This is a genomic window from Streptococcus sanguinis, assembly GCF_003943655.1.
Classification (GTDB): Bacteria; Bacillota; Bacilli; order Lactobacillales; family Streptococcaceae; genus Streptococcus; species Streptococcus sanguinis_F.
Genome location: NZ_RJMM01000022.1, coordinates 1 through 24,375 on the forward strand (window position 1 = coordinate 1; position 24,375 = coordinate 24,375).

Annotated in this window: 24 protein-coding genes and 1 pseudogene; all 25 read right to left on the bottom strand. The window is 42.9% G+C overall.

Translation table 11 applies throughout. From position 1 onward, the window contains the following. Positions 1-293: 293 nt before the first annotated feature. Positions 294-1,091, bottom strand: a complete 798-nt coding sequence (locus D8886_RS08925) for a formate/nitrite transporter family protein (protein ID WP_049547372.1) — start codon at positions 1,089-1,091, stop codon at positions 294-296. A gap of 113 nt (positions 1,092-1,204) precedes the next feature. Then, complete coding sequence (gene mmuM, locus D8886_RS08930; protein ID WP_125435211.1) at positions 1,205-2,152, bottom strand: homocysteine S-methyltransferase; 948 nt, start codon at positions 2,150-2,152, stop codon at positions 1,205-1,207. A 123-nt stretch (positions 2,153-2,275) separates the two neighbouring features. Beyond that, positions 2,276-2,974 (bottom strand): glucosaminidase domain-containing protein, encoded by a 699-nt coding sequence (locus D8886_RS08935; protein ID WP_061591818.1) that lies wholly within the window; start codon positions 2,972-2,974, stop codon positions 2,276-2,278. A gap of 147 nt (positions 2,975-3,121) precedes the next feature. Beyond that, positions 3,122-3,709 carry a ribosome biogenesis GTP-binding protein YihA/YsxC gene (gene yihA, locus D8886_RS08940; RefSeq protein WP_125435213.1) on the bottom strand — a complete coding sequence of 196 codons (588 nt, stop codon included), beginning with the start codon at positions 3,707-3,709 and terminating at the stop codon, positions 3,122-3,124. Between the two features lie 10 nt (positions 3,710-3,719). After that, entirely contained in the window at positions 3,720-4,949 is a 1,230-nt protein-coding gene (gene clpX, locus D8886_RS08945) for an ATP-dependent Clp protease ATP-binding subunit ClpX (protein ID WP_125435215.1), read from the bottom strand. A 224-nt stretch (positions 4,950-5,173) separates the two neighbouring features. Further along, positions 5,174-5,686 (bottom strand): dihydrofolate reductase, encoded by a 513-nt coding sequence (locus D8886_RS08955; protein WP_125435217.1) that lies wholly within the window; start codon positions 5,684-5,686, stop codon positions 5,174-5,176. A gap of 124 nt (positions 5,687-5,810) precedes the next feature. Then, complete coding sequence (locus D8886_RS08960) at positions 5,811-6,650, bottom strand: thymidylate synthase (RefSeq protein WP_125435219.1); 840 nt, start codon at positions 6,648-6,650, stop codon at positions 5,811-5,813. A gap of 104 nt (positions 6,651-6,754) precedes the next feature. Further along, a complete protein-coding gene (locus D8886_RS08965) occupies positions 6,755-7,714 on the bottom strand; it encodes an ROK family glucokinase (protein WP_125435221.1) in 960 nt (319 codons plus the stop codon). 112 nt (positions 7,715-7,826) lie between these two features. Next, positions 7,827-8,237: a GNAT family N-acetyltransferase gene (locus tag D8886_RS08975; RefSeq protein ID WP_125435226.1), complete on the bottom strand. Its 411-nt coding sequence runs from the start codon at positions 8,235-8,237 to the stop codon at positions 7,827-7,829. A 72-nt stretch (positions 8,238-8,309) separates the two neighbouring features. After that, positions 8,310-8,897: a hypothetical protein gene (locus D8886_RS08980; protein ID WP_125435228.1), complete on the bottom strand. Its 588-nt coding sequence runs from the start codon at positions 8,895-8,897 to the stop codon at positions 8,310-8,312. Further along, positions 8,894-10,762 carry an ABC-F family ATP-binding cassette domain-containing protein gene (locus tag D8886_RS08985; protein WP_125435230.1) on the bottom strand — a complete coding sequence of 623 codons (1,869 nt, stop codon included), beginning with the start codon at positions 10,760-10,762 and terminating at the stop codon, positions 8,894-8,896. The genes D8886_RS08980 and D8886_RS08985 overlap by 4 nt, the downstream gene beginning before the upstream one ends. Continuing rightward, on the bottom strand, positions 10,759-11,958 hold the full coding sequence (locus tag D8886_RS08990; protein ID WP_125435232.1) for a CCA tRNA nucleotidyltransferase: 1,200 nt from the start codon (positions 11,956-11,958) through the stop codon (positions 10,759-10,761). The genes D8886_RS08985 and D8886_RS08990 overlap by 4 nt, the downstream gene beginning before the upstream one ends. Next, complete coding sequence (dapB, locus tag D8886_RS08995) at positions 11,955-12,722, bottom strand: 4-hydroxy-tetrahydrodipicolinate reductase (protein ID WP_125435234.1); 768 nt, start codon at positions 12,720-12,722, stop codon at positions 11,955-11,957. The genes D8886_RS08990 and dapB overlap by 4 nt, the downstream gene beginning before the upstream one ends. Positions 12,723-12,762: 40 nt before the next feature. Beyond that, on the bottom strand, positions 12,763-13,611 hold the full coding sequence (gene fakB / locus D8886_RS09000) for a fatty acid kinase binding subunit FakB (protein WP_125435236.1): 849 nt from the start codon (positions 13,609-13,611) through the stop codon (positions 12,763-12,765). A gap of 2 nt (positions 13,612-13,613) precedes the next feature. After that, positions 13,614-13,988, bottom strand: coding sequence for a DUF1149 family protein (locus D8886_RS09005; protein ID WP_125435238.1), 375 nt, complete (start codon positions 13,986-13,988; stop codon positions 13,614-13,616). A 128-nt stretch (positions 13,989-14,116) separates the two neighbouring features. After that, positions 14,117-16,077, bottom strand: a pseudogene (locus tag D8886_RS09010) (PTS fructose transporter subunit IIABC). After that, complete coding sequence (gene pfkB / locus D8886_RS09015; RefSeq protein ID WP_125435239.1) at positions 16,074-16,985, bottom strand: 1-phosphofructokinase; 912 nt, start codon at positions 16,983-16,985, stop codon at positions 16,074-16,076. The pseudogene D8886_RS09010 and the gene pfkB overlap by 4 nt, the downstream one beginning before the upstream one ends. Further along, positions 16,982-17,725 carry a DeoR/GlpR family DNA-binding transcription regulator gene (locus D8886_RS09020; protein WP_049547385.1) on the bottom strand — a complete coding sequence of 248 codons (744 nt, stop codon included), beginning with the start codon at positions 17,723-17,725 and terminating at the stop codon, positions 16,982-16,984. The genes pfkB and D8886_RS09020 overlap by 4 nt, the downstream gene beginning before the upstream one ends. A 167-nt stretch (positions 17,726-17,892) precedes the next feature. Next, a complete protein-coding gene (locus D8886_RS09025; protein WP_125435240.1) occupies positions 17,893-18,876 on the bottom strand; it encodes a CPBP family intramembrane glutamic endopeptidase in 984 nt (327 codons plus the stop codon). Positions 18,877-18,889: 13 nt separating this feature from the next. Further along, positions 18,890-19,519 carry a TIGR01906 family membrane protein gene (locus D8886_RS09030; protein ID WP_125435241.1) on the bottom strand — a complete coding sequence of 210 codons (630 nt, stop codon included), beginning with the start codon at positions 19,517-19,519 and terminating at the stop codon, positions 18,890-18,892. Further along, on the bottom strand, positions 19,512-20,282 hold the full coding sequence (locus D8886_RS09035; protein WP_125435242.1) for a TIGR01457 family HAD-type hydrolase: 771 nt from the start codon (positions 20,280-20,282) through the stop codon (positions 19,512-19,514). Before D8886_RS09035 ends, D8886_RS09030 begins: the two co-directional genes overlap by 8 nt. Continuing rightward, positions 20,279-21,034, bottom strand: coding sequence for an acyl-[acyl-carrier-protein] thioesterase (locus D8886_RS09040; protein ID WP_125435243.1), 756 nt, complete (start codon positions 21,032-21,034; stop codon positions 20,279-20,281). The genes D8886_RS09035 and D8886_RS09040 overlap by 4 nt, the downstream gene beginning before the upstream one ends. 3 nt (positions 21,035-21,037) lie before the next feature. Next, positions 21,038-22,168, bottom strand: coding sequence for a radical SAM family heme chaperone HemW (gene hemW / locus D8886_RS09045; RefSeq protein ID WP_125435244.1), 1,131 nt, complete (start codon positions 22,166-22,168; stop codon positions 21,038-21,040). 138 nt (positions 22,169-22,306) lie between these two features. Continuing rightward, positions 22,307-23,110, bottom strand: a complete 804-nt coding sequence (proC, locus tag D8886_RS09050) for a pyrroline-5-carboxylate reductase (protein ID WP_125435263.1) — start codon at positions 23,108-23,110, stop codon at positions 22,307-22,309. 2 nt (positions 23,111-23,112) lie between these two features. Continuing rightward, the gene (locus D8886_RS09055; RefSeq protein WP_125435246.1) at positions 23,113-24,375 is read right to left on the bottom strand and encodes a glutamate-5-semialdehyde dehydrogenase; all 1,263 of its coding nucleotides are present in this window, start codon (positions 24,373-24,375) and stop codon (positions 23,113-23,115) included.

Below are 24,375 nucleotides of genomic sequence, written 5' to 3' on the forward strand. Positions count from 1 at the left end.
ATTTAATTGCATCAGGTGATTGAAATATTACTTTTCAAAAAAACGTCAGTTATCTTTATATAGTATCATTGTCAGTATAACAAAAAATCACTTAACCTGTCAATCGCTTTTTTATCATACTATCTTCTTCAATGATTTTATTAGGTTTGCAAAAAATCCCCTACTAGTTGCAAGTGAACTAAATCTACTAAAGTAGCTTATCACCAACAAATAACAATGGGTTATCAAATTTGTCCACAAGGTTCTATTTATTTAAGGAGACATCAAAAAAAGGATTCGAAAATCCTTTTTTGTCAGTCCACATAATTACTTTCTTCCTTATTAAACCAAGCGTATGGCAAACCTATGAGTAGGCCACCACCGATGAGATTACCGATAAAGGTTACGCCCCAGTGGCGTAGGATATTTCCAATACCAAAATTTTGCACTTCCGCTGCTGCTGAGCTGAATTTCACGATGGCAAAGGAAGCAAAGTTGGCTGCCAAGTGTTCGTTAGTTAGGAATACAAACATATAAATAGCTGATATAACTAAGAAGAGCTTAGCTGTACTATCCTTGACCAAGACGAAGGAAAGAATAGCGATATTAACAAAGATATTGGCCAAGACTCCCTCGAGTAGAATCAGCTCATTAGATCGGGCAAGCTTCATCTGCACAACACCAGAAATGAAACTTTCTTTGCTAAGCCCTGCATAAGCAGCCGAGTTAGCAAAGAGCCAGCCGGCAATCAAGGCGCCAATCAGATTGAAAAAGGTACAATAAAGCAAAATCATCAAGGCTTTTTTCCAGTCAATCTTCTTCAAAAAGGTACCAGCAGTCAGAAACATCATATTGGAAGTCACCAATTCTGCATTTAGAAAGACAATGTAAGCCAATCCCCAAGCAAAGATGAAAGGAAAGAGAAAACGCCCAGTTCCTGGAACGATCTTATTCGTCAAATCTGCCGCGATGGCTCCAGCCCCAGTACTAAAGGTTAGGAAAGCTCCAGCAAAGATGGAACGAACGGCATACTTGGCCTTGCTTGTATCAAACAAAGCTTCTTTTTTGCGGCAAGCTGCTTCAATTTTAGGGATAAATGTCGATTCAGGCATAAAAAATTCTCCTATTAATTTAAACTATGTATAGTATATCACAAAGTTCTTTCTTTTGATAGCGTTTTCGAGAACCTTTTTAAATTTTCTAAAAAAGGATTGAAAATTTATTTTCAACCCTTTAATCCTTTTGCTAACTGAGCAATATCTTCTGGTCGTGTTCGACAACAACCACCAAAAAGCCGCACTCCTTGATTTTGCCAAAGTTTACTATTTTCCAGCAAGCTCCGCTCCTGCTCTGGATCATCGTGCCAAGTCTTGGTCAAGCCATTATAAGTTTCGCCAGAATTTGGATAGGTCAGAAAAGGTTTGTTGCACACTTGTCCAAGCTCATCTAATAATGGAGCAATTAAATGCGGAGCTGTACAGTTAAAGCCGACTGCCAAGACTTGTGGACTTTCTTGAGCCAAGTTTCCTAATTCCTCAATTTTAGTGCCATCTGATATAGCCGTCTCCGACTGGGCGACAAAGGACAAATAAGCCTCAGCCTGCGGAAATTCCTCAGCTAAAAGCCGAAGGATTGCTGCCGCTTCTGCTCCATTTGGAATTGTTTCAATAGCCAATAAATCACAGCCTGCTTCTAACAAAGCTTGAATACGCGGTCGATGAAACTCTTGGAATTCCTCTTCGCTCAGCTGGTAGTCCCCCGTATACTCCGAACCATCAGCTAAATAGGCAGCATAAGTCCCTACCGAGCCTGCAACTAGAGGATAGGATCGCTGCTTTTGCTCTTCTGGAGATAATGCTTGCCAAACATTTTGGATTGCCTTTTGTGCTAAGAAGACTGTCTCTTTCAAAAGATCATAACCCTTTTCAGGAGTTAGTCCTGCCTCTATAAATGCTGGAATGCTGGCCTGATAACTGGACGTAGTGATGATGTCACTGCCAGCTCTCACATAGCTTTCATGCACATCTTGAATAATCTGAGGCTGGTCTAATAGGTATTGAGCTGACCAAAGCTTACCAGATACATCATAACCCAGACTTTCCAACTCTGTACCTAAGGCTCCATCTAAAATAATAATTTCTTGGTTTTCAAGTAAATCTTTAAATTTTCCCATGAAATACTCCTAAAAATCTTCTTAAGTAAGCAGGATCAACACTAGCGAATACGAAAATTCGAGACTAGAGAGATCAGCAAGGCGACATAAAAAAGAGGTCTCCCCTCTTTTTTAGTTACGCTATTAAAATCTATTAGCCCAAGCAGTATCGACATCCAAGATATCTTGAGTAGTGTATTGCTGACGATAAGGATTGTAAACGATATAGCCGGCTCCAGACTCATAGAGCGGTGAATCAAATCGAGTCAAATCATATTTCTCAATAATATAGTTCAATTTAGCATTATAGCTAGTATCTGTCGCATAGACACCAGTCAGGGCAGCTGTTGCATCCTGATAGGTTGGTGCATTGCTCTTCCAAGCACCTGCAAAATGCCCCTGTTTGAGAACCGCAACATAGTCTTGAAGAGACTCTACATAGCTAGGATATGAACGGAAACTGTCGTTGATGGTATAAGCATTTCCTTCTCCATCATCTTCCCAAGTCTCCATATTAGCAGACTGACCGTCGTAGTGACCTTTGATACCGAAAAGGTTATAATGAGGTTCACCGGACAGACCAGACTGTCCTGAGCCACTTTCTAAAATAGCCTGTGCAATCATAACAGAGGCATAAAGATCATTGTCCTGTCCCAACTGACGCGCTGGCTCACCGATTTGTGAAATGAAATAGTCTGTTTGATTCATAGGCTGCTGGTCGCTATTATTGGCACTAGCAGGATTAATATGCTTTGCCAAGACGAAGCCAACAGCAATTGTTGTTGTCATGATGAATAAAGCTGAAAGGATTCTCTTACCTTTTTTTGAAATTCTCTTTTTCACAGCACTTCTCCTGAATAAGATGTTAATGATACCATTGTAACATACTAAAGATTAAAAAAACACTATTGATAATTTACAAGTATATGACATTTTTCGTTTTATTTCAAAAAATCCAACTCAAAAACGAGTTGGATTTAATTCGTATTATTAAATTTTTGATAAAATCGCGTCCCAAACAGCATCTAAGCCATCTTTGGTGACTGAGGAAAAAAGAATGAAATCATCATTTTTGTCAAAGTCCAGCTTTTTCGTAATAGCCGACTCGTGCTTATTCCATTTCCCGCGAGGGATTTTATCAGCTTTGGTCGCTACTAGAATAACCGGAATGTCATAATATTTCAGAAATTCATACATCTGCACATCATCTGCGCTGGGATCATGCCGAAGATCAACAAGGCTGACAACTGCTCTGAGATTTTCACGACTGGTCAGATACTCCTCAATCATCCGCCCCCATTTTTCACGCTCTTTTTTGGAAACACGGGCATAGCCATAACCTGGCACATCGACAAAACGCAGCTTGTCATCAATGTTGAAAAAGTTTAGCAGCTGCGTTTTTCCAGGTTTTCCAGAAGTTCGTGCTAAATTTTTTCGGTTGAGAAGGGTGTTGATAAAACTGGATTTTCCGACATTGGAGCGGCCAGCTAAGGCAATCTCTGGAATATCATCTTGAGGGTAGTGCGATTTATTGGCTGCACTCAGCAAAATATCAGCATTGTGTGTATTGATTTCCATAAGCACCTCGCTAGGCAGTTTCTAGAATAGGCTTATCTGTTCCATCTACTGCTTCTTTGGTAATGCGGACAAGTTTGACATTCTCCTGGCTCGGAACTTCAAACATGACATCCATCATAGTTTCTTCGATAATTGATCGAAGTCCGCGTGCACCTGTTTTACGTTCAATCGCTTTATTGGCAATCTCCTGCAGAGCTTCCTCGTCAAATTCAAGCTTAACGTCATCATAAGATAGAAGTGCCTGATACTGCTTAATAAGGGCGTTTCTAGGCTCTTTCAAAATCCGAACCAAATCATCAACTGTTAGTTGCTCCAGAGCAGCAAAAACAGGCAAACGGCCGATTAACTCAGGGATAATACCAAACTTTTGGACGTCTTCTGAGACGATTTCCTGCATATAGGATCCATCTTCGTCAATCGCTCGATTATTCTGACCGAAACCAATGATTTTCTCACCCAGACGCTGTTTTACGATTTCTTCTATACCGTCAAAGGCACCGCCAACAATGAAGAGAATATTCTTGGTATCAACCTGAATCATTTCCTGCTGCGGATGCTTGCGTCCACCCTGCGGCGGTACACTAGCTACTGTTCCTTCGATAATCTTCAACAGAGCTTGCTGAACTCCTTCGCCTGAAACATCACGAGTAATTGAGACGTTCTCACCTTTCTTGGCAATCTTGTCAATCTCATCAACATAGATAATGCCGCGTTCTGCACGTTCAATATTAAAGTCAGCTGCCTGCAAAAGCTTGAGGAGAATATTTTCCACATCTTCCCCGACATAACCAGCTTCAGTCAGAGCTGTTGCATCAGCAATGGCAAAAGGCACATTGAGACTGCGAGCAAGAGTCTGCGCCAGGAAGGTCTTACCTGACCCGGTCGGGCCAATCATCAAAATATTTGACTTTTGCAGTTCCACATCTTCTTCTTCTCGGCTGTCGTGGTAGTTAATACGCTTGTAGTGATTATAGACCGCTACTGCTAAGGCACGCTTAGCTCGGTTTTGCCCGATAACATAGTGGTTCAAGATATTCAGCAGCTCCTGAGGTTTTGGTACCTCAGACAGATCTGCTAGCACTTCCTCAGCTAGCTCTTCACGGATGATCTCCTGCGCCAGTTCCACACATTCATTACAGATGAAGGCATTGTTACCAGCGATAATCTTCTGCACCTCATCTTGGTTCTTCCCACAGAAAGAACAAAAAACCATCATATCATCATTACGACTTGTAGGCATTGTTTACTCCAATTCTAAAATTCTAAATCTATTTATTTTCTTTCGTACATGTTAAAAAAGTGTCATATAAAAAGCATGAATGGAATTTACAAGATTTGTAAAAGCATTCAGCAAAAATAAAGCTGCTAGTCCAAACCGCTTTTTTCGAAAGGTTTGAACGGCACAAATAAGACAAATGACACATAAAAAGGCCGTAAAAAAACCAAAAATACTACGTTCCATTCTTACGAGTCCTTCCTTTGGTATCTTTTTATAGTGAAATCATAAGGATTCTTTTCATCTTTGGCATGAAATTCACTGCTAACTTCCTGATAAGGAGTCCAGTCAAATGTCTCAGGGAAATAGGTATCTCCTTCCAACTTAGCAGCAATCTGAGTCTGAATCAATTCTTCCAAATATGACTCAAAAGCTCTGATAATCTGCGCTCCGCCGATAACATACAAGTTTCTATCCTGCTTGTGGTACCACTCCAAGACATCTTCCACATTGCTAAACAGCAAGACATTTTCATTGTCAACTTGATAGTTCTTGTCCTTGCTCAAAATCAAACTGATTCGATTTGGCAAAACGCGACGCTGCAGACCATCAAAGGTCACACGCCCCATTAAAATAGCATGTCCAGTCGTCGTTGCCTTAAAATGCTGCAATTCTGCCGGGAGATGCCAAGGCATGACCTTGTCTTTTCCAATCAGACCATCCTCTGCCTGAGCCCAAATGGCAATAATCTTCTTTGTCATCCTTTTATCCTTTGTATTAGTAACTCTATTCTATCAAATTTGCTGTAAAAAGGCATGTTTAAAGTATGATTCAAGCAGAACTTTTGCAGAGGTTGGCAGTTTTCGCATACACTTATCAAAATCGTTAAATAGCCAAATCAAACTTCAGCTGAGGTTTAACGGGATCATAGTCTAATAACTCAAAATCTTCTGCTTTGATATCAAAGAAATTGGTCCTATCCGGCACATTTAAAACGAGTCGAGGCTGACAGTCGCTAGGTTCCCGACGCAATAGCTCCTCCGCCTGCTCGAACTGATTGTCATAGATGTGCAAGTTATTGATAAAGTAAAAGAACTTGCCGACCTTCCAGCCGAAATGCTTGGCAACCATCATCTGCAGAGCAACGTACTGCATAGCATTGATGTGGTGAGCAACTAACATATCATTTGACCGCTGAGTCAGAGTCGCATCCAGATAAATGTCACCATCTACACGCCGAACGTCAAACATGGTTTGAAAAGCGCATGGAAACAAGCCATCTGTTTCTTCAAAAGCTTCATAATCCCAGAGAGAGATGATATTGCGACGGTTCCAAGGATTGGCTTCCAACTGTTGGAGAATTTTATGGATAATATCATGCTTCTTGACAACAGCTCCGTAGCGCTGGCCTATAGTACCTGTATCGCCAACTTCCCAGTCATTCCAGTAGTGTACATGATACTTGTCGTTGAGCAGTTCCAGACTATTAGACTGATCTTGATAGATCCAAAGGACTTCTTTGATGGCAGACTTGATGGCAATAGGACGCAGGGTCGTGATTGGGAACTCGCCCTTGCTCAAATCATATTCCGCAAAAGAACCAGTGATATATTTGGAATTAGCCACATTTCCATCCTTGTATCGTGGACGAGCATTTTCAGAAAAAACACCCTGCTTCATAATTTTTTTAATATTCTCTTTGAAAATCGTATCTGCTAGCGTCATGATTTCTCCTTCGTTCAGTGAGCTTTTTCTAGTATAGCAAATTTTCCATAAAAATTCTCCTACAGACCTTTCTGCAGGAGAACAAATGAAGCATACTTGTTGAATTATTGTAAAACCAATGAAGCTGCCCCGATAACACCGGCATCATTTCCAAGAGTAGCCAAGGCCAACTTGGTTGAAGTACGAACCTGCGGGAAGCTATTCTCTTCATAAACCTTGCGCACGCCATCAAGTAAGAATTCACCCGCAGCCGACACACCACCACCGATAACAATTGTAGATGGATTTAGGATAGAGCCGATATTGGCACAGGCAATTCCTAGGTAGCGAGCGAAATTGCGATAGACAATCAAAGCTAGCTCATCGCCTTCTTTCGCTAAGTCAAAGACAATCTTTGCATTAACATCTTCACCATTGTCAATCAGCTTTTTCAACTCGGCATCACCAGCATACTCATCAGCATAGCGGCGAGTCAGATTGACAATACCGGTCGCAGATGCAACCGTCTCCAAGCAGCCCTTCTTGCCACAGGTACATTGAATCGGCTGATCAAAGTCAACAGTGATGTGACCCAACTCTCCTGCTGCTCCAGCAAGTCCGTGTAAGAGCTTTCCTTCGGCAACGATTCCTCCGCCAACACCTGTACCCAGTGTCATAAAGACTACATCAGGCTGGTTTTCTCCAGCTCCCATCCAGCGTTCACCCAAAGCAGCAACGTTAGCATCGTTGTCAATATAGAAAGGAATCCCTGTCGCTTTTTCAATCTTATCCTTGACCGGCTGCAGCGTCTTCCAATTGAGATTGTAAGCACCGATAACAGTCCCTTTCTCACGGTCAACTACTCCTGGCGAGCCCATACCAATCCCGATAAAATCCTCTGCTGAAAGCTGAAGCAAGTCCAAACGATGCAGGATTGACTCAATCATATCATCTACGATGTGGCTCCCTTCGTCCAAAATATTGGTTTTAATGGACCATTTTTCTTGGATTTCGCCCTCTGAAGTCAAAATAGCAAACTTAATAGATGTTCCACCAAGGTCAATTCCGATTATTTTTTTCGACATGATGTTCTCCTCTGTGTTTTATTTATCATCATTATATCAGATTTTTTCAGTAAGGAAAAGGTTTGCATAAAGAAAAGTAAAAATCAAATCCATCTTTATTCCCAAAGTAAACTTACAACTCTTTTGTATAATAATATCTTTCACCAGTATAAGGATAGCCTTTCAGTGCGAACACTTCTGTATAGCCGTGCTTTTTATAAAAATCCGGCGCTTGAAACTGATACGTATCTACAAATGAATATTTACATTTCCTTTCTCTGGCTTCTTGTTCCGCCTTGCATAGTATTTCTGAGCCTATACCTTGCCCTCTTAATTCCTCGCTCACATACAAATACTCAATCTCCAGCCAATTACCAAAAGTTTCGGCCACCATACCAGCCAGCAGATTCCCTTGTTCATCTTCTACATAGATGTTAAGAGGTTCGCTTTTGGAGGGCTCCCTCTTTGATTGATTGTAGGATCTGATTAAATTTCCCAGTTCTTGCGTTTTTTTCGATTTTCTACTTTCCAATCTTAGTTTCATAGATGCCTCCGTTCCATCTCTAAAGGTTTTAGATTAACAATAGACCAAACAGTTCGAATCAAAAAATTTCTATTAAATATCTTTCTGTCTTGCTTGCCAATGATTATGGAACTCCATCATTGTTTCATAAATATATTTTGGTTTCTCTTTTTTTAGCAACATTAGAAGAATTTCTAACGACTCAGGGATTCCAAACTTATACCTTCTGCTCTTTCTAGAAGCAAGCCTACTTTTCTTCAAAACTGCAGGATCTACTGAATGAAAACAAACCGTTAAAATATGTCTTTTATTGAATAATTGGATCTTCCCATAATGTCGAATACGTTCAATTTTATAGTCTATCCTCTGGATTTCTTCCCAACTATAAAACGAAATTTCTCTAAAAAGAAGGGGTCTAAAGTAAAAGCCCTGTTCCGTTAGACGAAGAAAACGTTTATCCCTAAACAAACAAATCCATACTAAAATAGACAGGAAATCAAAAACAATTGTACCTATCACCAAAAACATTTTTTCAATCACAGAAATTTTGGAGTCGAATAACAAATAACCGTTTTTAGATGGTAATATAAGAACTGCAGTCAAAAAGCCAGCAAGAGCGCTCGCCGATATAGCTAAAAAGAATATTTTCAACCAGCTCTGCCTAAACACTACTTCTTTCATCCATCTAACCCACTCAGGTATTCATAGCGCTCATATTTTTCCAGCAGCTTTTCGTTCTGCTTATCCAGTTCTTGCTGGAGCTCAGACAAGCGAGCAAAGTCAGAGCCATTCTCCTGCATGGCCGCTTCGATATCAGAAATCCGCTCCTCAAGCGCCTCGATATCAGCCTCAATAGACTCCCACTCTTGCTTTTCAAAGTAGGACATGCGCTTTTTCTCCTCGCGCACCTTGGTTGATTTTTCCTTTTCAGTCTTTGGTGAAATGGCAGAGCTGTCAGCCAGAAAGGCTTTTTCGTCTAAGTAATCCGTGTAATTTCCGAAAAACTCTCTGATATTTCCATCCTCAAAAGCCAAAATCTTGCTGGCTACTTTGTCTAGGAAATAACGGTCATGACTGACTGTAATAACTGGACCGGCAAAGCCTTGCAGAAAGTTTTCCAAGACCGTCAGAGTTGCAATATCCAAATCATTGGTTGGCTCGTCAAGAAGCAAGACATTAGGCTTTTCCAAGAGAAGTTTGAGCAGGTAAAGGCGTTTCTTCTCTCCGCCAGAAAGCTTTTCGATTAAAGTCCCATGAGTAGAGCGTGGAAAAAGAAACTGCTCCAAGAGTTCTGCAATGGAAGTCGTTCCAACGCCCATCTTGACCTCCTCGGCCACTTCTTGCAGGTAATTGATGACCCGCTTAGACTCATCCAAGCCTTCGATCTGCTGAGAGAAATAGGCGACTCGGACTGTCTCTCCGATAATGAGCTGACCAGCCTGAGGCCGAAGTTTACCGACAATCAGATTGAGCAAGGTTGACTTGCCGACACCGTTATCTCCAACAATCCCAATGCGGTCTTTGTTCTGGATTAAAAGGCTAAACTGAGAGAGAATAGGCTTCTGGTCATAAGCAAAGTCTACGTTTTGAAACTCGATGACCTTCTTACCGATACGACTGGTTTCGAAGTTCATTTCCAGATTGCTGTCAGTCGTCTGGTCTGCCAAATCGTTCTTGAGGTCATGGAAACGATTGATACGAGCCTGTTGCTTGGTTGCCCGAGCCTGAGGCTGCCGCCGCATCCAAGATAGCTCCTGCTTGTATAGCTGCTGCTTCTTATGAAGTAAGGCCGCATCCCGTTCATCCTGCTCAGCCTTAAGACGAACATAGTCTTGATAATTTCCTTGGTATTCAATCAAGCGACCGCCATCCAATTCAAAAATCCGTGTCGAAATATTATCCAAGAAATAGCGGTCGTGGGTTATGAAAAGCACGGTCTTCTTTGAATTTTTCAAGAAATGCGTCAGCCATTCAATGGTATCAATATCTAGGTGGTTGGTCGGCTCGTCCAGCAAGAGCAAATCGGCATCACCTAAGAGAACCTGAGCCAGCTGAACTCGACGACGAAGACCTCCTGATAACTGACCAACCTTAAGTGACAGATTAGTCAGACCAAGCTTGGACAGGACCGTCTTGACCTGACTTTCGATTTCCCAAGCATGGAGCGAGTCCATCTCGGCCATAACCGCTTCTAGTCTTGACTGTTGTCTTTCATCATAAGCCGTCAGGAGCAGCTCATATTCTCGAATCAACTGTATTTCCCGTAAATCACTGGACAAAACAGTATCAAGCACCGTCTGCTCCTCATCAAAATCAGGCTCCTGAGTCAAATAAGCAATCTTATAGCCTGCCTTAGCAGAAAAAGGGCTGACATCTCCGTCAAAGCCCGACTTGCCCGACAACACATCCAGCAGCGTTGTCTTTCCTGTTCCATTGACACCAATCAGACCAATACGGTCTAGGTCATGAATGATAAAGGAAATATCCCGAAAAACAGTCTTATCTCCTACTGATTTGGTTAGCTTGTCAACGATAAAATCGCTCATTTTTTCTCCTTGATATAGGCGTAAATAGCCTCTAAGTCATTAGGCAAATGGCCATCTACAATAGCGTATTCCAACTCTTTCAGAATTTGGCCCAGTTTTGGTCCTGGCTCAAAGCCGAACTCCCGCATCAGCATGCCGCCATTGACTACCATTTCCTGCTTATTATGAATAGTTAAACTAGCATCAAGATTCTGAATTGCGGAGAAATCCACTGCCAAACCTTGCGCCTGTCGAAGCTCTTCTGCTTGTAGCAATAAGTCAATATCATAGTCATAGCAGTCTCGCTTGGTCAAGTCTCGTTCTGAACGAATGTCCGCAATCTCAACCATATCTTCTACTTTCTTGGCAAATTCACGAGAAGTCTTCCATTTTTTTAGAAAGCCTTTGACATTTTGCACATCTAAGACCAGTAAAAGGGCTGCCCAAGCTTGCTCGGATGCTGAAAAGCGAAAATCTGAAGCCAACTCGAAGAGCCTTTCTAACTTAGCTCTGCTTCCCTTCAAATCAGGCAAAAATTCTATGGCACCGCTTGTCAAGAGTGCCTCTAAGCCTTTGAGCCAAAACGGAGCCAGCAAGAGCTTGTCGAACTCGATAAAAATTCGTTCAACCGAAATCTTTTCAAGCAAGGGAGCACAATCCTTCATAGCCGCAAAAGTATCTTGCTCCAAATCAAAATTCAAGGCGGCCTGAAAACGAAAGCCTCGCATGATGCGTAGAGCATCTTCATTAAAGCGCTCTGCAGCAGTTCCAACAGCCTGCAAAATCCGATTTTCCAAATCATCCAATCCTTGGAAAAGATCGATGACTTGACCGTTTTCATCCAAAGCCAGAGCATTGATGGTGAAATCGCGCCGCTTGAGATCTTCTTCCAAAGAGCGCACAAAAGAAACCTTGCTAGGCCTGCGGTAGTCCACATAGACATCCTCAGTCCGGAAAGTTGTTACTTCGTATTCACGGTTATTTTCCAAAACCAAGACGGTCCCATGCTCAATCCCAACATCAACTGTCCGGTCAAAGATACGCTTGGTTTCCTCAGGATAGCTAGAGCTGGCGATATCCACATCGTGAATAGGTCGCTGCAAAAGGGCATCTCGAACAGAACCCCCAACGAAATAAGCTTCAAAGCCAGCCGCTTTTATCTTCTCTAATACTGGCAAAGCCTCCTGAAATTCAGAAGGCAGAGTTTCTAATCTCATAGTAAATGTTCCAATCCATAGACTAATTCTGAGCGTTTGACAACTTCTTTAATGGCAAGATTAACTCCTGTCATAAATGAAGCACGGTCATAGGAATCATGCCGCAGGGTCAATCCCTCTCCCTGGCTGCCGAAGACTACTTCTTGATGGGCAACCAGACCTGGCAAGCGAACTGAATGGATACGCATGCCATTGAAATCAGCTCCACGAGCGCCAGCTATAGACTCTTCCTCATCAGCAGCTCCCTGCTGCTTGCTCGGTCTGACTTGGCTGATGAGCTCAGCTGTCTTGATAGCCGTCCCGCTCGGTGCATCCTTTTTCTGGTCATGATGCAGTTCGATAATTTCTACATTTGGGAAATACTTAGCTGCCTGAGCCGCAAACTGCATCAGCAAAACAGCTCCCAAGGCAAAGTTTGGCGCAATCAATCCGCCCAGCTCCTTTTCCCTAGACAACGTGATTAACTCTTCCAACTGCTCTGGTGTAAAACCTGTCGTTCCGACAACTGGGCAAAATCCCTGGTCTAGAGCGAAGCGAGTATTGTCATAAGCTACTTTAGGGGTTGTAAAATCAACCCAGACATGGGCTTCCAGCCCAGCCAATTCTTCCTTAGCATTGAAGACAGGAACACCAGCCACTTCTTTTTCATCCGTAAAAGGGTCCAGTAGTCCAACTAATTCTAATTCAGGATCTTCTGTCACCATTTTATAGGCTGCTTGGCCCATTTTTCCTTTAAAACCAGCAATAATAACTTTGATACTCATGTTTTCCTCCTTACAGAGACAAGCTCAGACTTTCAAGCAATCAGATCACAGGAATATACCCAAGTGCAACACTGCCCTCACCTAAGTGCGTCCCGATGACGCTGCCAAAGGTTGCGATAGGGACTTTACTAGCAATACCGCTGTCTAGCAGATTTTGCTGTAGATCAGCTGCTTTTTCTGGTGCATTGCCATGGATAACCATAATCTGATAAGCACCGCCTGCTGTTCTTTCTTGGACAAGTTCCAGCATACGCTTGGTTGCCTTCTTCTCCGTCCGAATCTTTTCAAAAACCTCTATCACACCATGATCGTTAAAATACAGAATAGGCTTGATACTGAGCAGATTTCCCAGAATAGCTGCACCGTTAGACAGGCGTCCTCCTTTGACCAAGTGGTTCAAGTCGTCCACCATGATAAAAGCGCTGGTGCCATCGATTTGCTTCTGGACATTAGCTAAAATTGTTTCAAACTCCAGGCCTTGCGCTGCCCATTCTAGAGCAGATTGGACCATGATACCGAGCGGTGCACTGGTAATCTTAGAATCCGGAAAGGCGATTTTCAAACCGTGAAATTCATCTTTCAGATACTGAATATTTTGGTAAAAACCAGAAATACCGCTGGATAGAAAGAGACCCAGAACATGGGTATAGTCCTTTCCGTCTAGAATGGTGAGAATCTCTTCTAACTCAGCAATACTAGGCTGACTGGTCTTGGGTAATTCATCTGACTGAGCCATTTTTTCATAAAATTCACTGGCTGTTAAGTTTCTACCTTCGACATAAGTCTCACCAGCAATCACGACCGGAATATCCAAGACGAAAAGATTTTCATTTTCCAGCAGGGAAGCCGGCAGATAGGCCGATGAATCTGTGATAACCGCTAACTTCATAATTAAAACTCCAAATTAATGCCGGGCAAATCCAGAGCAATTTCTGTCACTTCATAAGTCAAGCGGTTGAGCATGGTCAAGCAAGGCCGAGCCAGTTCTTCTACTTCATCGTGGTCAAATTCACTCGGTTCTTCAATAAGGCGACCGCGAATGTGGTTGGCTTGCGAAATAGTTCCGCTGATAACAAAATTCTCAAAAACAATCATAAAGGTCAAAATCACAATCAATGAAGTTGTGTGAGCTTCAACATCTCTTTTGACCAATTGGAAATTCACATCAACCTTGGTTTCAGGTGTTCCATTTTCTTTTTCCCACTCAAAATTTCGGGCGTCAAAATGGTACTGACTAACAAATTCTTTTTCGCGCTGTATGTTCATTTTTATTCTCCTAAAAATATGCGATAGGCCCATTATACCATATATCGAGCGAAGTTTCCATGCTAAAATTTGCAGGCTGGAAAACACAAAAAAGAATCTCACTAACAAAAGCGAGATTCTTTTAAATATTATTTTTCAAGTGGTTTGCGCAGGTAACCAAAAATAACACCGCTGACTACCGCACCAATCAATACATATACCAAGTAAAGGATTGGATTATTTGTCAAGCCGATAACGAAGATTCCTCCGTGAGGAGCCATGAGCTTGATACCAGACAGGCCTACAAGAGCACCTGTAAGAGCGGAACCGACGATAAAGCTTGGAATAGCACGGGCTGGGTCAGCAGCTCCAAACGGGATAGCTCCTTCTGTGATGAAAGACAGACCCATGACAATGTTTGTCAAACCTGAATCGCGTTCTTCTTCAGTGAATTTATGTTTGAACAAAAGAGTTGCAATAAATACTGCCAAAGGTGGAACCATACCAGCTGCCATTACAGCTGCCATTACAGGAGAACCACCAGTTGAAACAGTGCTTGCAAGTGTACTAGTACCAAATACGTAAGCAGCCTTATTAACCGGCCCACCCATATCGACAGCCATCATACCACCAACTAAGAGACCAAGAAGGACAGCCGAGCTTCCGCTCAGACTTGCCAAGAAATCGTTCAGGGCTGTATTGATTGCTGACATTGGAATATTGACCGCCAACATCACAAATCCAGTCACAAGAACACCCAGAAGAGGCAAGAGCAAGATTGAACGGATACCTTCAAGTGAGCGAGGCAGACCTGCAAGAAGCTTACGAAGGAGAAGTATGATACCACCAGCTAAGAAGCCGCCTACCAAAGCTCCTAGGAAACCAGATGATACACCAGTTAATTTAAGAGTCTTCTGACCGCCTTCAGCATAGGCAACACCACCAAATGATGCACCGCTGCTTGCAATGGCACCAGCTACGAAACCAGAAACCAGACCTGGCTTTTCAGCGATTGAGTAAGCGATATAACCAGCTAATACCGGCAACATGAAACCAAATGCTGCTCCACCAATTGCTTTAAACTGCGCTGCAATCTCATGATAACTTCCCAGATTAGAAAGCTGATCTTTGGTACACCTAAGATCTGATCCAGCAAGAATGCAATGGCAATCATAATCCCGCCACCAATAACGAATGGCAACATTTGGGAAACACCGCTCATCAAGTGCTTGTAGAAAGCGCCGCCCAGACTAAGTTTCTCATTGCTTGATTCTGCAGCACCGCTACCGTTAGCTGCCTTGTAAACCTCAGCATTTCCAGAAAGGGCCAGATTGATGAGTTCTTCTGTCTTACGAATACCATCTGCAACTGGACGATTAATCAACGGCTTGCCGTCAAAGCGATTCATCTCTACGGCCTTATCTGCCGCGATGATAACAGCTTTTGCTTTTTTAATATCTTCTGCAGTCAGCTTATTTCCAACACCGCTGGCACCATTGGTTTCAACCTTGATGCCGACACCCATTTCAGCTGCGACCTTCTGCAAAGCCTCTTGAGCCATGTAGGTATGCGCAATTCCTGTCGTACAAGCTGTTACAGCTACGAGGAAAGCTCCGCCTTCATTGGCAGGTTCGACGACAGCAGGTTCTTCTGCTTTTTCTGAAGCTTGGTTAAAGAGCTCAATCACCTGATCAGGCGAAGTCACTTGGCGCAATTTATCCGCAAAACCATCCTTCATCAGGTATTGGGACAATTCAGCCAAGGCAGCCAAGTGAGTATCGTTAGCACCTTCTGGAGCTGCAATCATGAAGAAAAGATCAGTTTGCTGTCCATCCAAACTCTCATAATCTACGCCTTTATTTGACTTGGCAAAAAGCACCGTCGCTTCTTTCACTGCAGTATTTTTGCTGTGAGGCATAGCAATTCCGTCACCCAATCCTGTAGAAGTCAAGGCTTCACGAGCCAAAATCCCTTCTTTGAAAGTCTCGAAGTCTGTTACATAGCCATGATCCACTAGACTTTGAATCATTTCTTCGATAACAGCTTTTTTCTCTGTTGCCTGCAAGTCTAGCAACATCACATCTTTTCTTAGTAAGTCTTGAATTTTCATATTTTTTCTACCTCTACTTTTTCATAGATTTCTTTTATGTACTCAGCTGTTGCCAAATCATCTGAGAAGGTGGTTGCCGTTCCGCAGGCCACTCCCCATTTGAAAGCTTGAATAACATCACCAGAGCGGACAAACTCTCCAGTAAATCCAGCCACCATGGAGTCGCCAGCACCTACAGAATTTTTAACATCGCCCTTGATAGGTTTGGCGAAGTAAGCACCCTCTTGAGTTACAAGCAAAGCCCCGTCTCCAGCCATGGAAATAATCACATGCTGGGCACCCTTGTCTAAGATTTGACGGGCATAACTCTCAATCTGATCCAAATTTTCGAGCTTGACTCCAAAAATATCACCTAGTTCGTGATTGTTTGGTTTGACCAAGAGCGGCTCAAACTCTAAAGAATCCAGCAGTGTCTGTCCTTCAAAATCACAGACAACTTGTGCTCCTGTCTTTCTGGTCAGACTGATCAGCCTCTTGTAGACAACATTTCCTAAATTTTTAGGACTGCTGCCAGCAAAGACTACTGTATCTTCTGAAGTCAGAGAAGAAAGAAATGATTCCAACTCTTCTAGTTTCTGACTGGAAATTTCTGGACCTGGTCCGTTAATTTCTGTCTCAGCATCTGCTTTAATCTTGACATTGATACGAGTATCCTGCTCAACCTCTACAAAATGGCTGGAAATCCCTTCCTCTTCCAGAATATCTGTGATGAACTTTCCAGTAAACCCACCGATAAAGCCAGTCGCTGTATTCTCAATACCTAGACGTTTGAGAACTCGGCTAACGTTGATTCCCTTTCCGCCAGCGAATTTGTTGTCACTGTCCATCCGATTAACGCTTCCTATAAGGACCTTTTCCAGACGAACAATATAGTCGATGGAAGGGTTTAGTGTGACAGTATAAATCATACTTCAATCACCTCCGTTTTTTCTTTGAGCGCTTGAATCACTTCCGATTCATTTTGATTAGTAATAATGCTTGCTTTGGCAAGAGGAGCGACCTTGACAAAGGACGTCTGTCCTAGTTTAGAAAGATCAGCCAAGACATAAGTCTTCTTAGCATTCTCCAAAATCGCTCTTTTGACAGCTCCTTCCTCCATATCGGGAGTGGTAAAGAAGCCATCATCTATGCCATTCATTCCAATAAAGGCCTTATCGAAATTCAACTGACCGATTTGATTTAGGGCAACACCGCCAATGCTGGCATCCGTTGAGCGTTTGACCTTTCCACCGATAATGACCGTCGGGATATTACGCTCTACCAACTTGGTCGCATGGTGAATGGAGTTGGTGACCACTGTCACTCTAGGGTCATGCAGCTCATTAACTAAAAGCTCATTGGTTGTCCCCGCATCAATAAAAATCACATCATGTTCTTGAATCAAGCTTGCTGCCATCTTGGCAATAGCTGTCTTTTCTTGAATGCTTTTGATAGATTTTTCCTGATTACTCTCCTCTTCTTGCAGAAAATGAAGGCTTTCGGCTCCTCCGTGAACTCGTCGCAGCTTATGCTCGCTCTCCAGTTCATCCAAATCTCTTCTGATAGTTGATTCTGAAGTGTTTAAAGCATGTACTAGATAGTCTAAGGAAACAAATTTTTCTCTTATGACTGTCTCTAGAATAACCTGCTTTCTTTCCGACTTCAGCATAAAGCACNTCCTTTGAAATCGTTTACGATTATTATACCTCTTTAATTTTTAATGTCAAGCATTTTCTATCAAAAACTTTCAATTTCTATCTTTTTATCGAACAAAAAAAGAGCTGGACTACATCCAACTCCTTACATATCGTTGCATAACTGCCAATTAAAAGGCAATTAGCTATTATTAATCAATGATACAAGATAGGCTGCCATGACAGGCAGAAACGTTCCAAGAAAAGTAAACACAACCAGAACCCAGAACCAGACTGATTTAAAAGCCTGTCGATAGGTCCCTGGGAGCGAACGATTGGCATCAATGTATTCCTTAAATTTTGGCCACTTCAAGATTAAGAGCAAAAGAAATACTGTACTGCCAGCGATTAATAAGCCGTAAAAAAAGATGTTAACTATAGGCTCCGGAGCTCTTTTTGAAAGAAAAGCTAAACCTTCTGCTATAACAAAATTATTAATAGCATGAAAAATGATAGACCAGATAATCGAATACTCAAAAGCGATATAGCCAAGCCCCAAACCAATTAAACTAGCAAAATAAAGCTGATAAAGATTTTCGTGAAAAAGGCCAAATAAAATCGAAGTCATAAGAATGGCAAAAATCTTTCCATGCTTCTCTAAAGCTCGCAAACCAGCGCCTCTGAAAATAATTTCCTCTGTAACTGGAGCCATCAAAGATGAATAAATCAGCATAGTCAGTGTCTCAGAACCACCGCTCCCTGATTCCATACCAGATAGGTCTATATTGAAGAGTTGCATGATAGCCTGCATCATCTGATTGACAACAGCTGTAAACAATTGGGCGAACAAAAGGAAGCAAATCATATAAAAGAAAACTTTAGGAGTCATCTTCCGTCCCTTGCGACGAAGGTCGTATTTAAAGAGCTGCTTACCCCGAGACACCGTGAAAGTAAGAACACCGAGACAAGAAGCTAAAATATAAGCTCCACCGTCCTTTTCAATAAATTTAGTGAGAACTTCCTGGGTCTTTTGGATATCCATATCTTGCCCTGGCATAATAACGAAAAAAGCTACAAATGCATAAACGAAAACAGAAGCAAGCATAACCCATAAATAAGTAAAGCAAGTTGCTGAAAATCGGCCTAGATCTTTTTTAGGATTTAAAGGTTCGGGCATATAATACATAAAATCTCCTATATTAAATTTTCTCTTTACCCTTTCGGCTTAGGAAATACAAGGTTAAAAAGATTCCCTCATAAAGTAAAGCAAAAAGAATAAAGGCGTGCATGAAAAATTCTTCTGGTAGAATCCAAATGACTGGATCCTTAGTTGGATCAAACATCCAGGTATTGTCTCCGGCAAAGAGAACTTGATGAAAGAGTGTAAAAAAATTATTAAAACCAATCATAAAAGCCAAGCCAGCAAAGACAAGCGGCAAGAGACTAATCACCAGAAAGGCCCGTCTGTAAAGACCCAAAAATCCCTTTTTAACCACTTTTTTGATAAAGAAAATCAAAACCGGCAAGGTTATTAGAAAATTAGCTTGCGCCAAGTGAAAAAGATACTTGACCGCCTGAAAATGATGTAGCCCTGCAGCTGACGAGCGAAAATCTGGCATCGCTAGTTTCTGACTAAAAGGATTGGTCAGGTAATTCATCAGAATATTAAAATTATACTGGATGGTCTCTGCTTTCAAATACACCTTATCCGGCAAGTTGAAATGAGAAATCTCCATCGGGTATAAAAGCCAAGCCAGATAAATGGTCAGCAGAATAGCTACTGCCAGCAAGCACAAGACGCTGGCTGAAAATCTTACCTTATCACGCATCGAAGTCCCACTCCGCTAAACTTGACAAGACGTGCGTCGGTTGGATCGGCAGATTGGGCACCTCTTCTGGTAGGGTAAAACCTGTCGTAACCAGAAGGGTCGGAATCCCATTGTCGATTCCCGCTCGAATATCTGTCAGATAGTTATCACCAACCATGACCACTTCTTCACGCGCCAGTCCTAGATGCTCTATGGCTTTTTCCATGATGATTGCATTTGGCTTGCCGATAAAGGTGGGCTCAACCCGAGTGGCTGCTTCCAAGAGGGCGTTGATAGCACCCGCTCCTGGCTGCAGACCTCGCTCCGTCGGAATGTTGAGATCAGGATTGGTCCCGATAAAGTGAGCACCTTTTTGAATGGCCAGAGTCGCTATTGTCAGCTTCTCATAGTCCACTTCCCAGTCCAGGCCCACTACTACATAGTCAGGATTTTCTGTATCCTCTATATATCCAGCTTCTTCAATAGCATGTTTAAGTCCCACATCACCAATGACGTAGACTTTCTTGCCCAGTTTTCTCTCCTGCATATAATCAATGGTAGCCAGAGTTGCTGTGTAAATAGTCTCAAGCGGCGTTTCAATATTGAAATTTTCAGCCAGCATGGTCTGCACTGTTTCTGGCGTGCGAGTAGTATTATTGGTCAGGAAAAGATAGGGAATCTTGCGCTTCTGCAAGTCATGCACAAAAGCTTCACCAGCCGGAATTCTACTCTTCCCCTTATAAATCGTCCCGTCTAAATCAATCAAATATCCTTTATAAGTCATTTCTGCTCTTCCTCATTCTCATGTTTAAACTCTTGCCAGGTAACCAAAGCCTGAGCATTGACTTCGCCGTCACTGGAAATCTGGTGATTGCTCTGCAGACCTTCTAGGTCATAGCTAGAAGCAATCATACCACCCGGTCGAACTTCCTTGACATACTTGAGATGGACTTTCTTGGGAATGTATCGGGTGAGGAAGTCTGCGCCCATGACCTCAAAGATCCAGTCCAGATACTTGCTATTGTTGACATGGCCGTTCATATCCAAGTCGTAAAAGCGTACATGGTAGTCCTTGCTGACAGGATTTTCCAAGTCTGGATACTTAGGACCGCGCAGTAATTTCTTGGAAAACTCAGATTGATATGGCGCTACAATCTCCGGATCAACGGCACGAACCTTGCGGCTATCTCGATCCATAAGAACAAAGGTTGCCATCATCTGAATAATGGCCTGACCTGCTTCATCAAAAATCGTGAAGCGCCGGTAGCAAAAAAGCCGATTGTAGGTCAAAGCTTCCGTCTCAATAGTAATTTCCTCTGCAAATCGTGGCAGACGTGTAACATCAATATCATAGTCCGTGATAATCCAGACTAAGTTATACTGCTCCAGCATATCCTTGTCACTGACGCCAAGCTCAATCGACTGCATCCCCGATACCTGCAAGGACAACAGGATGACATCCGGCAGCTTGATATGGCCATTCATATCTGCCATATCAAAAGGAATTTTCATTTTCATTTGATAAGTTAAGCCCATGATTTACTCCAATATAAATTTCTCAGCAACCGTATCGCCCAAAAAGAGGCCTTGTTTGGTCATGCGCACGATATCTCTATCTGGCACTAGCAAGCCCTGCTCAGTCAGTTCAGCCACGACAGCTCCGTACTGATCTTCAAAGGAAATACCGAATTTTTCCTCAAAACGTTTTTTAGACACGCCTGATTTCTTGCGCAATCCTAGAAACATTTCTTCTTCCATCTTTTCTTTCAGCATCAGCATTTCTTCCTGCACACGGGCATTGCCCGCTTCCACCGCCTGCAGATAATGACGAATCGGCCCGTGGTTTTTATAGCGAACACCATCGACATAGCCAGACGCTCCCGCTCCAATACCATAATATTCCGCATTGTCCCAGTACATGAGGTTGTGACGGCTCTCAAAGCCTGGCTTGGAAAAGTTTGAAATCTCATAATGATCAAAACCTGCCTTTTCCAGCTCAGCTATAATGTAGTCAAACATCTCCGCTTCCAAATCTTCCTTGGGCAGAGGCAGTTTCCCTCGTCGCATCCGATTCATGAAGACCGTATGATTTTCCAAAATCAAGCTGTACAAACTCATGTGAGGAATGTCCAAAGCAATGGCCTTGGCTACATTAGTTTTCACATCCTCCATGGTCTGCTTGGGCAGGGCATAAATCAAATCGATCGAGATATTGTCAAAACCCGCTTTTTTGAGATTGGCAATATTCTCATAGATATCCTTTTCCAAGTGACTGCGGCCAATCTGCTTGAGCATGCGATCATTGAAAGTCTGTACACCCAGCGAAACCCGATTGACTGGTGAATCTTTAAGTACAGCAATCTTCTCCTGGTCCAAATCCCCGGGATTGGCTTCAATAGTCAATTCCTCCAGATAAGATAAATCTAGCTTATCTGTCAGCTTTTCCAACAAAAAGGCTAATTGAGACGCAGATAGAGCCGTCGGAGTCCCACCACCGATATAGAGGGTACGGAGCTTTTTGATGTCGTAAGAATTATACTCCTCAATCAAATGCTCCAGATAACTATCTACCGGCTGATTTTTGATAAATACCTTGGAAAAATCGCAGTAATAACAAATCTGAGTACAAAAAGGAATGTGCACATAAGCAGAAGTCGGTTTGGTTTGCATAGTACTTATTATACCACAGTTTTAAAGAGAGGACTTATTTGATTATCAAACAAAGAAAAAAAGAGTGAGCCTGCAAAGACAAAAATTATCCTCGCAAGTCACACGCTTTCCTATAATCTAAAAAATTAAAGTTTTAAATCACTTCTTCCCCAACTCCTGCGTCCTCTTGTAGGCAGCTTGAACGGCATCCATGACTGTTCCTCGAAAGGAATTTTCTTCCAGACTGGCTACCCCGGCGATGGTCGAACCAGCCGGACTGCAGACCTGGTCTTTGAGCTGGGCAGGATGTTGCCCACTGACCTGACTTAGCTTAGCAGCTCCTAAAAGTGTCTGATTGGCCAGCTGCAGGGATATATCGCGACTGAGTCCTGCTCGGACACCAGCGTCCGCTAAGGCCTCTATAAAGAGATAGACGAAAGCTGGTCCACAGCCAGCAAGAGCTGTCGCCGCATCCAGCTGCTTTTCCTCTAGTTTGACCAAAAGACCAGCCGAAGACAGAAGTTCCTGTAACAAATCTTCATCCGCTTGATTCGCCTGCTGGGATAAAGCAAAGCTAATAACGCCCTCACCTACGACTACTGGAGTATTAGGCATTATCCGAATCCAGCGATGGTGACTAGGAATTAAGTTTTCCAATGTTTCCAAAGGCAGACCAGCAGCCATTGAAACCAGCAAAAGAGACTCCCGTTTTTCTAGAACTTCCTGATATTCAGTTAGCAAGTCAGCAAATTGAGCTGGTTTGATACCCAGAAAAATCACCTCTGCTCGCGAAAAAACTTCTGCATTACTGACCGGCTGGCCACCAAGTTCCGTAGCAATCTTTTCAGCCTTGTCACGACTGCGATTAGCCAGGAGTAATTCGCTTCTAAATCTTTCATCTTGGGCAACTAGACGAGCGAGACTGCCGCCCATATTTCCCAGACCGATAAATCCAATTTTCATCATTATTTCCTCACTTGACCAGTCCCTTGGATGACGTACTTATAACTGGTCAGCTCTTTCAGCCCCATAGGACCTCTGGCATGCAGTTTTTGAGTAGAAATCCCCATTTCACAACCAAGGCCAAATTGACCGCCATCTGTAAAGCGGGTTGAAGCATTGACATAAACTGCTGCGCTATCCACCTGCTCTGTGAAGTAAGCTGCCGCTGCATCATTCTCCGTCACAATGGCATCCGAGTGATGGGTGCTGTGGGCTTCAATATGCTCCACCGCTTCTTCCAGCGAGGAAACTAACTTGACCGCTAAGATATAGTCCAAAAATTCGGTATCAAAATCTTCTGGTTTAGCTTGCGAACCCGAGATATACTGACCTGCTTTCTCATCCAAACGTAATTCAACAGGGTTTTCTTGCGCAGCATCACGATCTGTCACCAGCATCTTCTGCAAACGTGGTAAAAATTCAGGAGCAATCTCTTCGTGAACCAGCAGTACCTCCATGGCATTGCAGACAGAAGGGCGACTGGTCTTGGCATTCTCAATAATGGCCAAGGCCTTGTCCTGATCAGCATCCTTATCTACATAGACATGGACGATTCCAGTACCTGTCTCAATAACCGGTACAGTCGCATTCTCTACGACCGCCTGAATCAGTCCCGCGCCACCACGAGGAATTAGCAAATCCAGATATCCCTTGGCCTTCATCATAGCCTGGGCGGAAGCCCGACTGGTATCAGAAACCAACTGGATACAATCCGGCGAAATCGCCGTCTGAGCCAAGCCGTTTTTCAGAGCTGTGACAATGGCTAGCGCAGTCTGATAGGCATCCTTTCCACTTCTGAGAACGACCGCACTGCCACTCTTTAGGGCAAGAGCAGCAGCGTCAGAGGTGACATTAGGTCGACTTTCGTAGATAATCCCAATCACACCCATAGCCACCCGCTTTTTGCTAATAACAAGGCCATTATCCAGCTCGGTCCTTTCTAAGACTTGCCCTACAGGATCCTCCAAGTCAATTAGCTGACGAATACCCTCTGCCATGGCAGCAATGCGATCCTCATTCAGATAGAGGCGGTCCAGCATCACATCTGAAATCCTACCTTTTGCTGCGGTCATATCCAATTCATTGGCTGCTAAAATATCCGCACGAAAAAGCCAGAGCTGCTTTGCCATTTCTTCCAAAGCATGATTTTTCTCAGCCGTTGTGGCCGTATTGATCGTCTTCTTAACTTTCTGAACCTTTTCAAAAATCGCTTGTGTTGAGGTCAT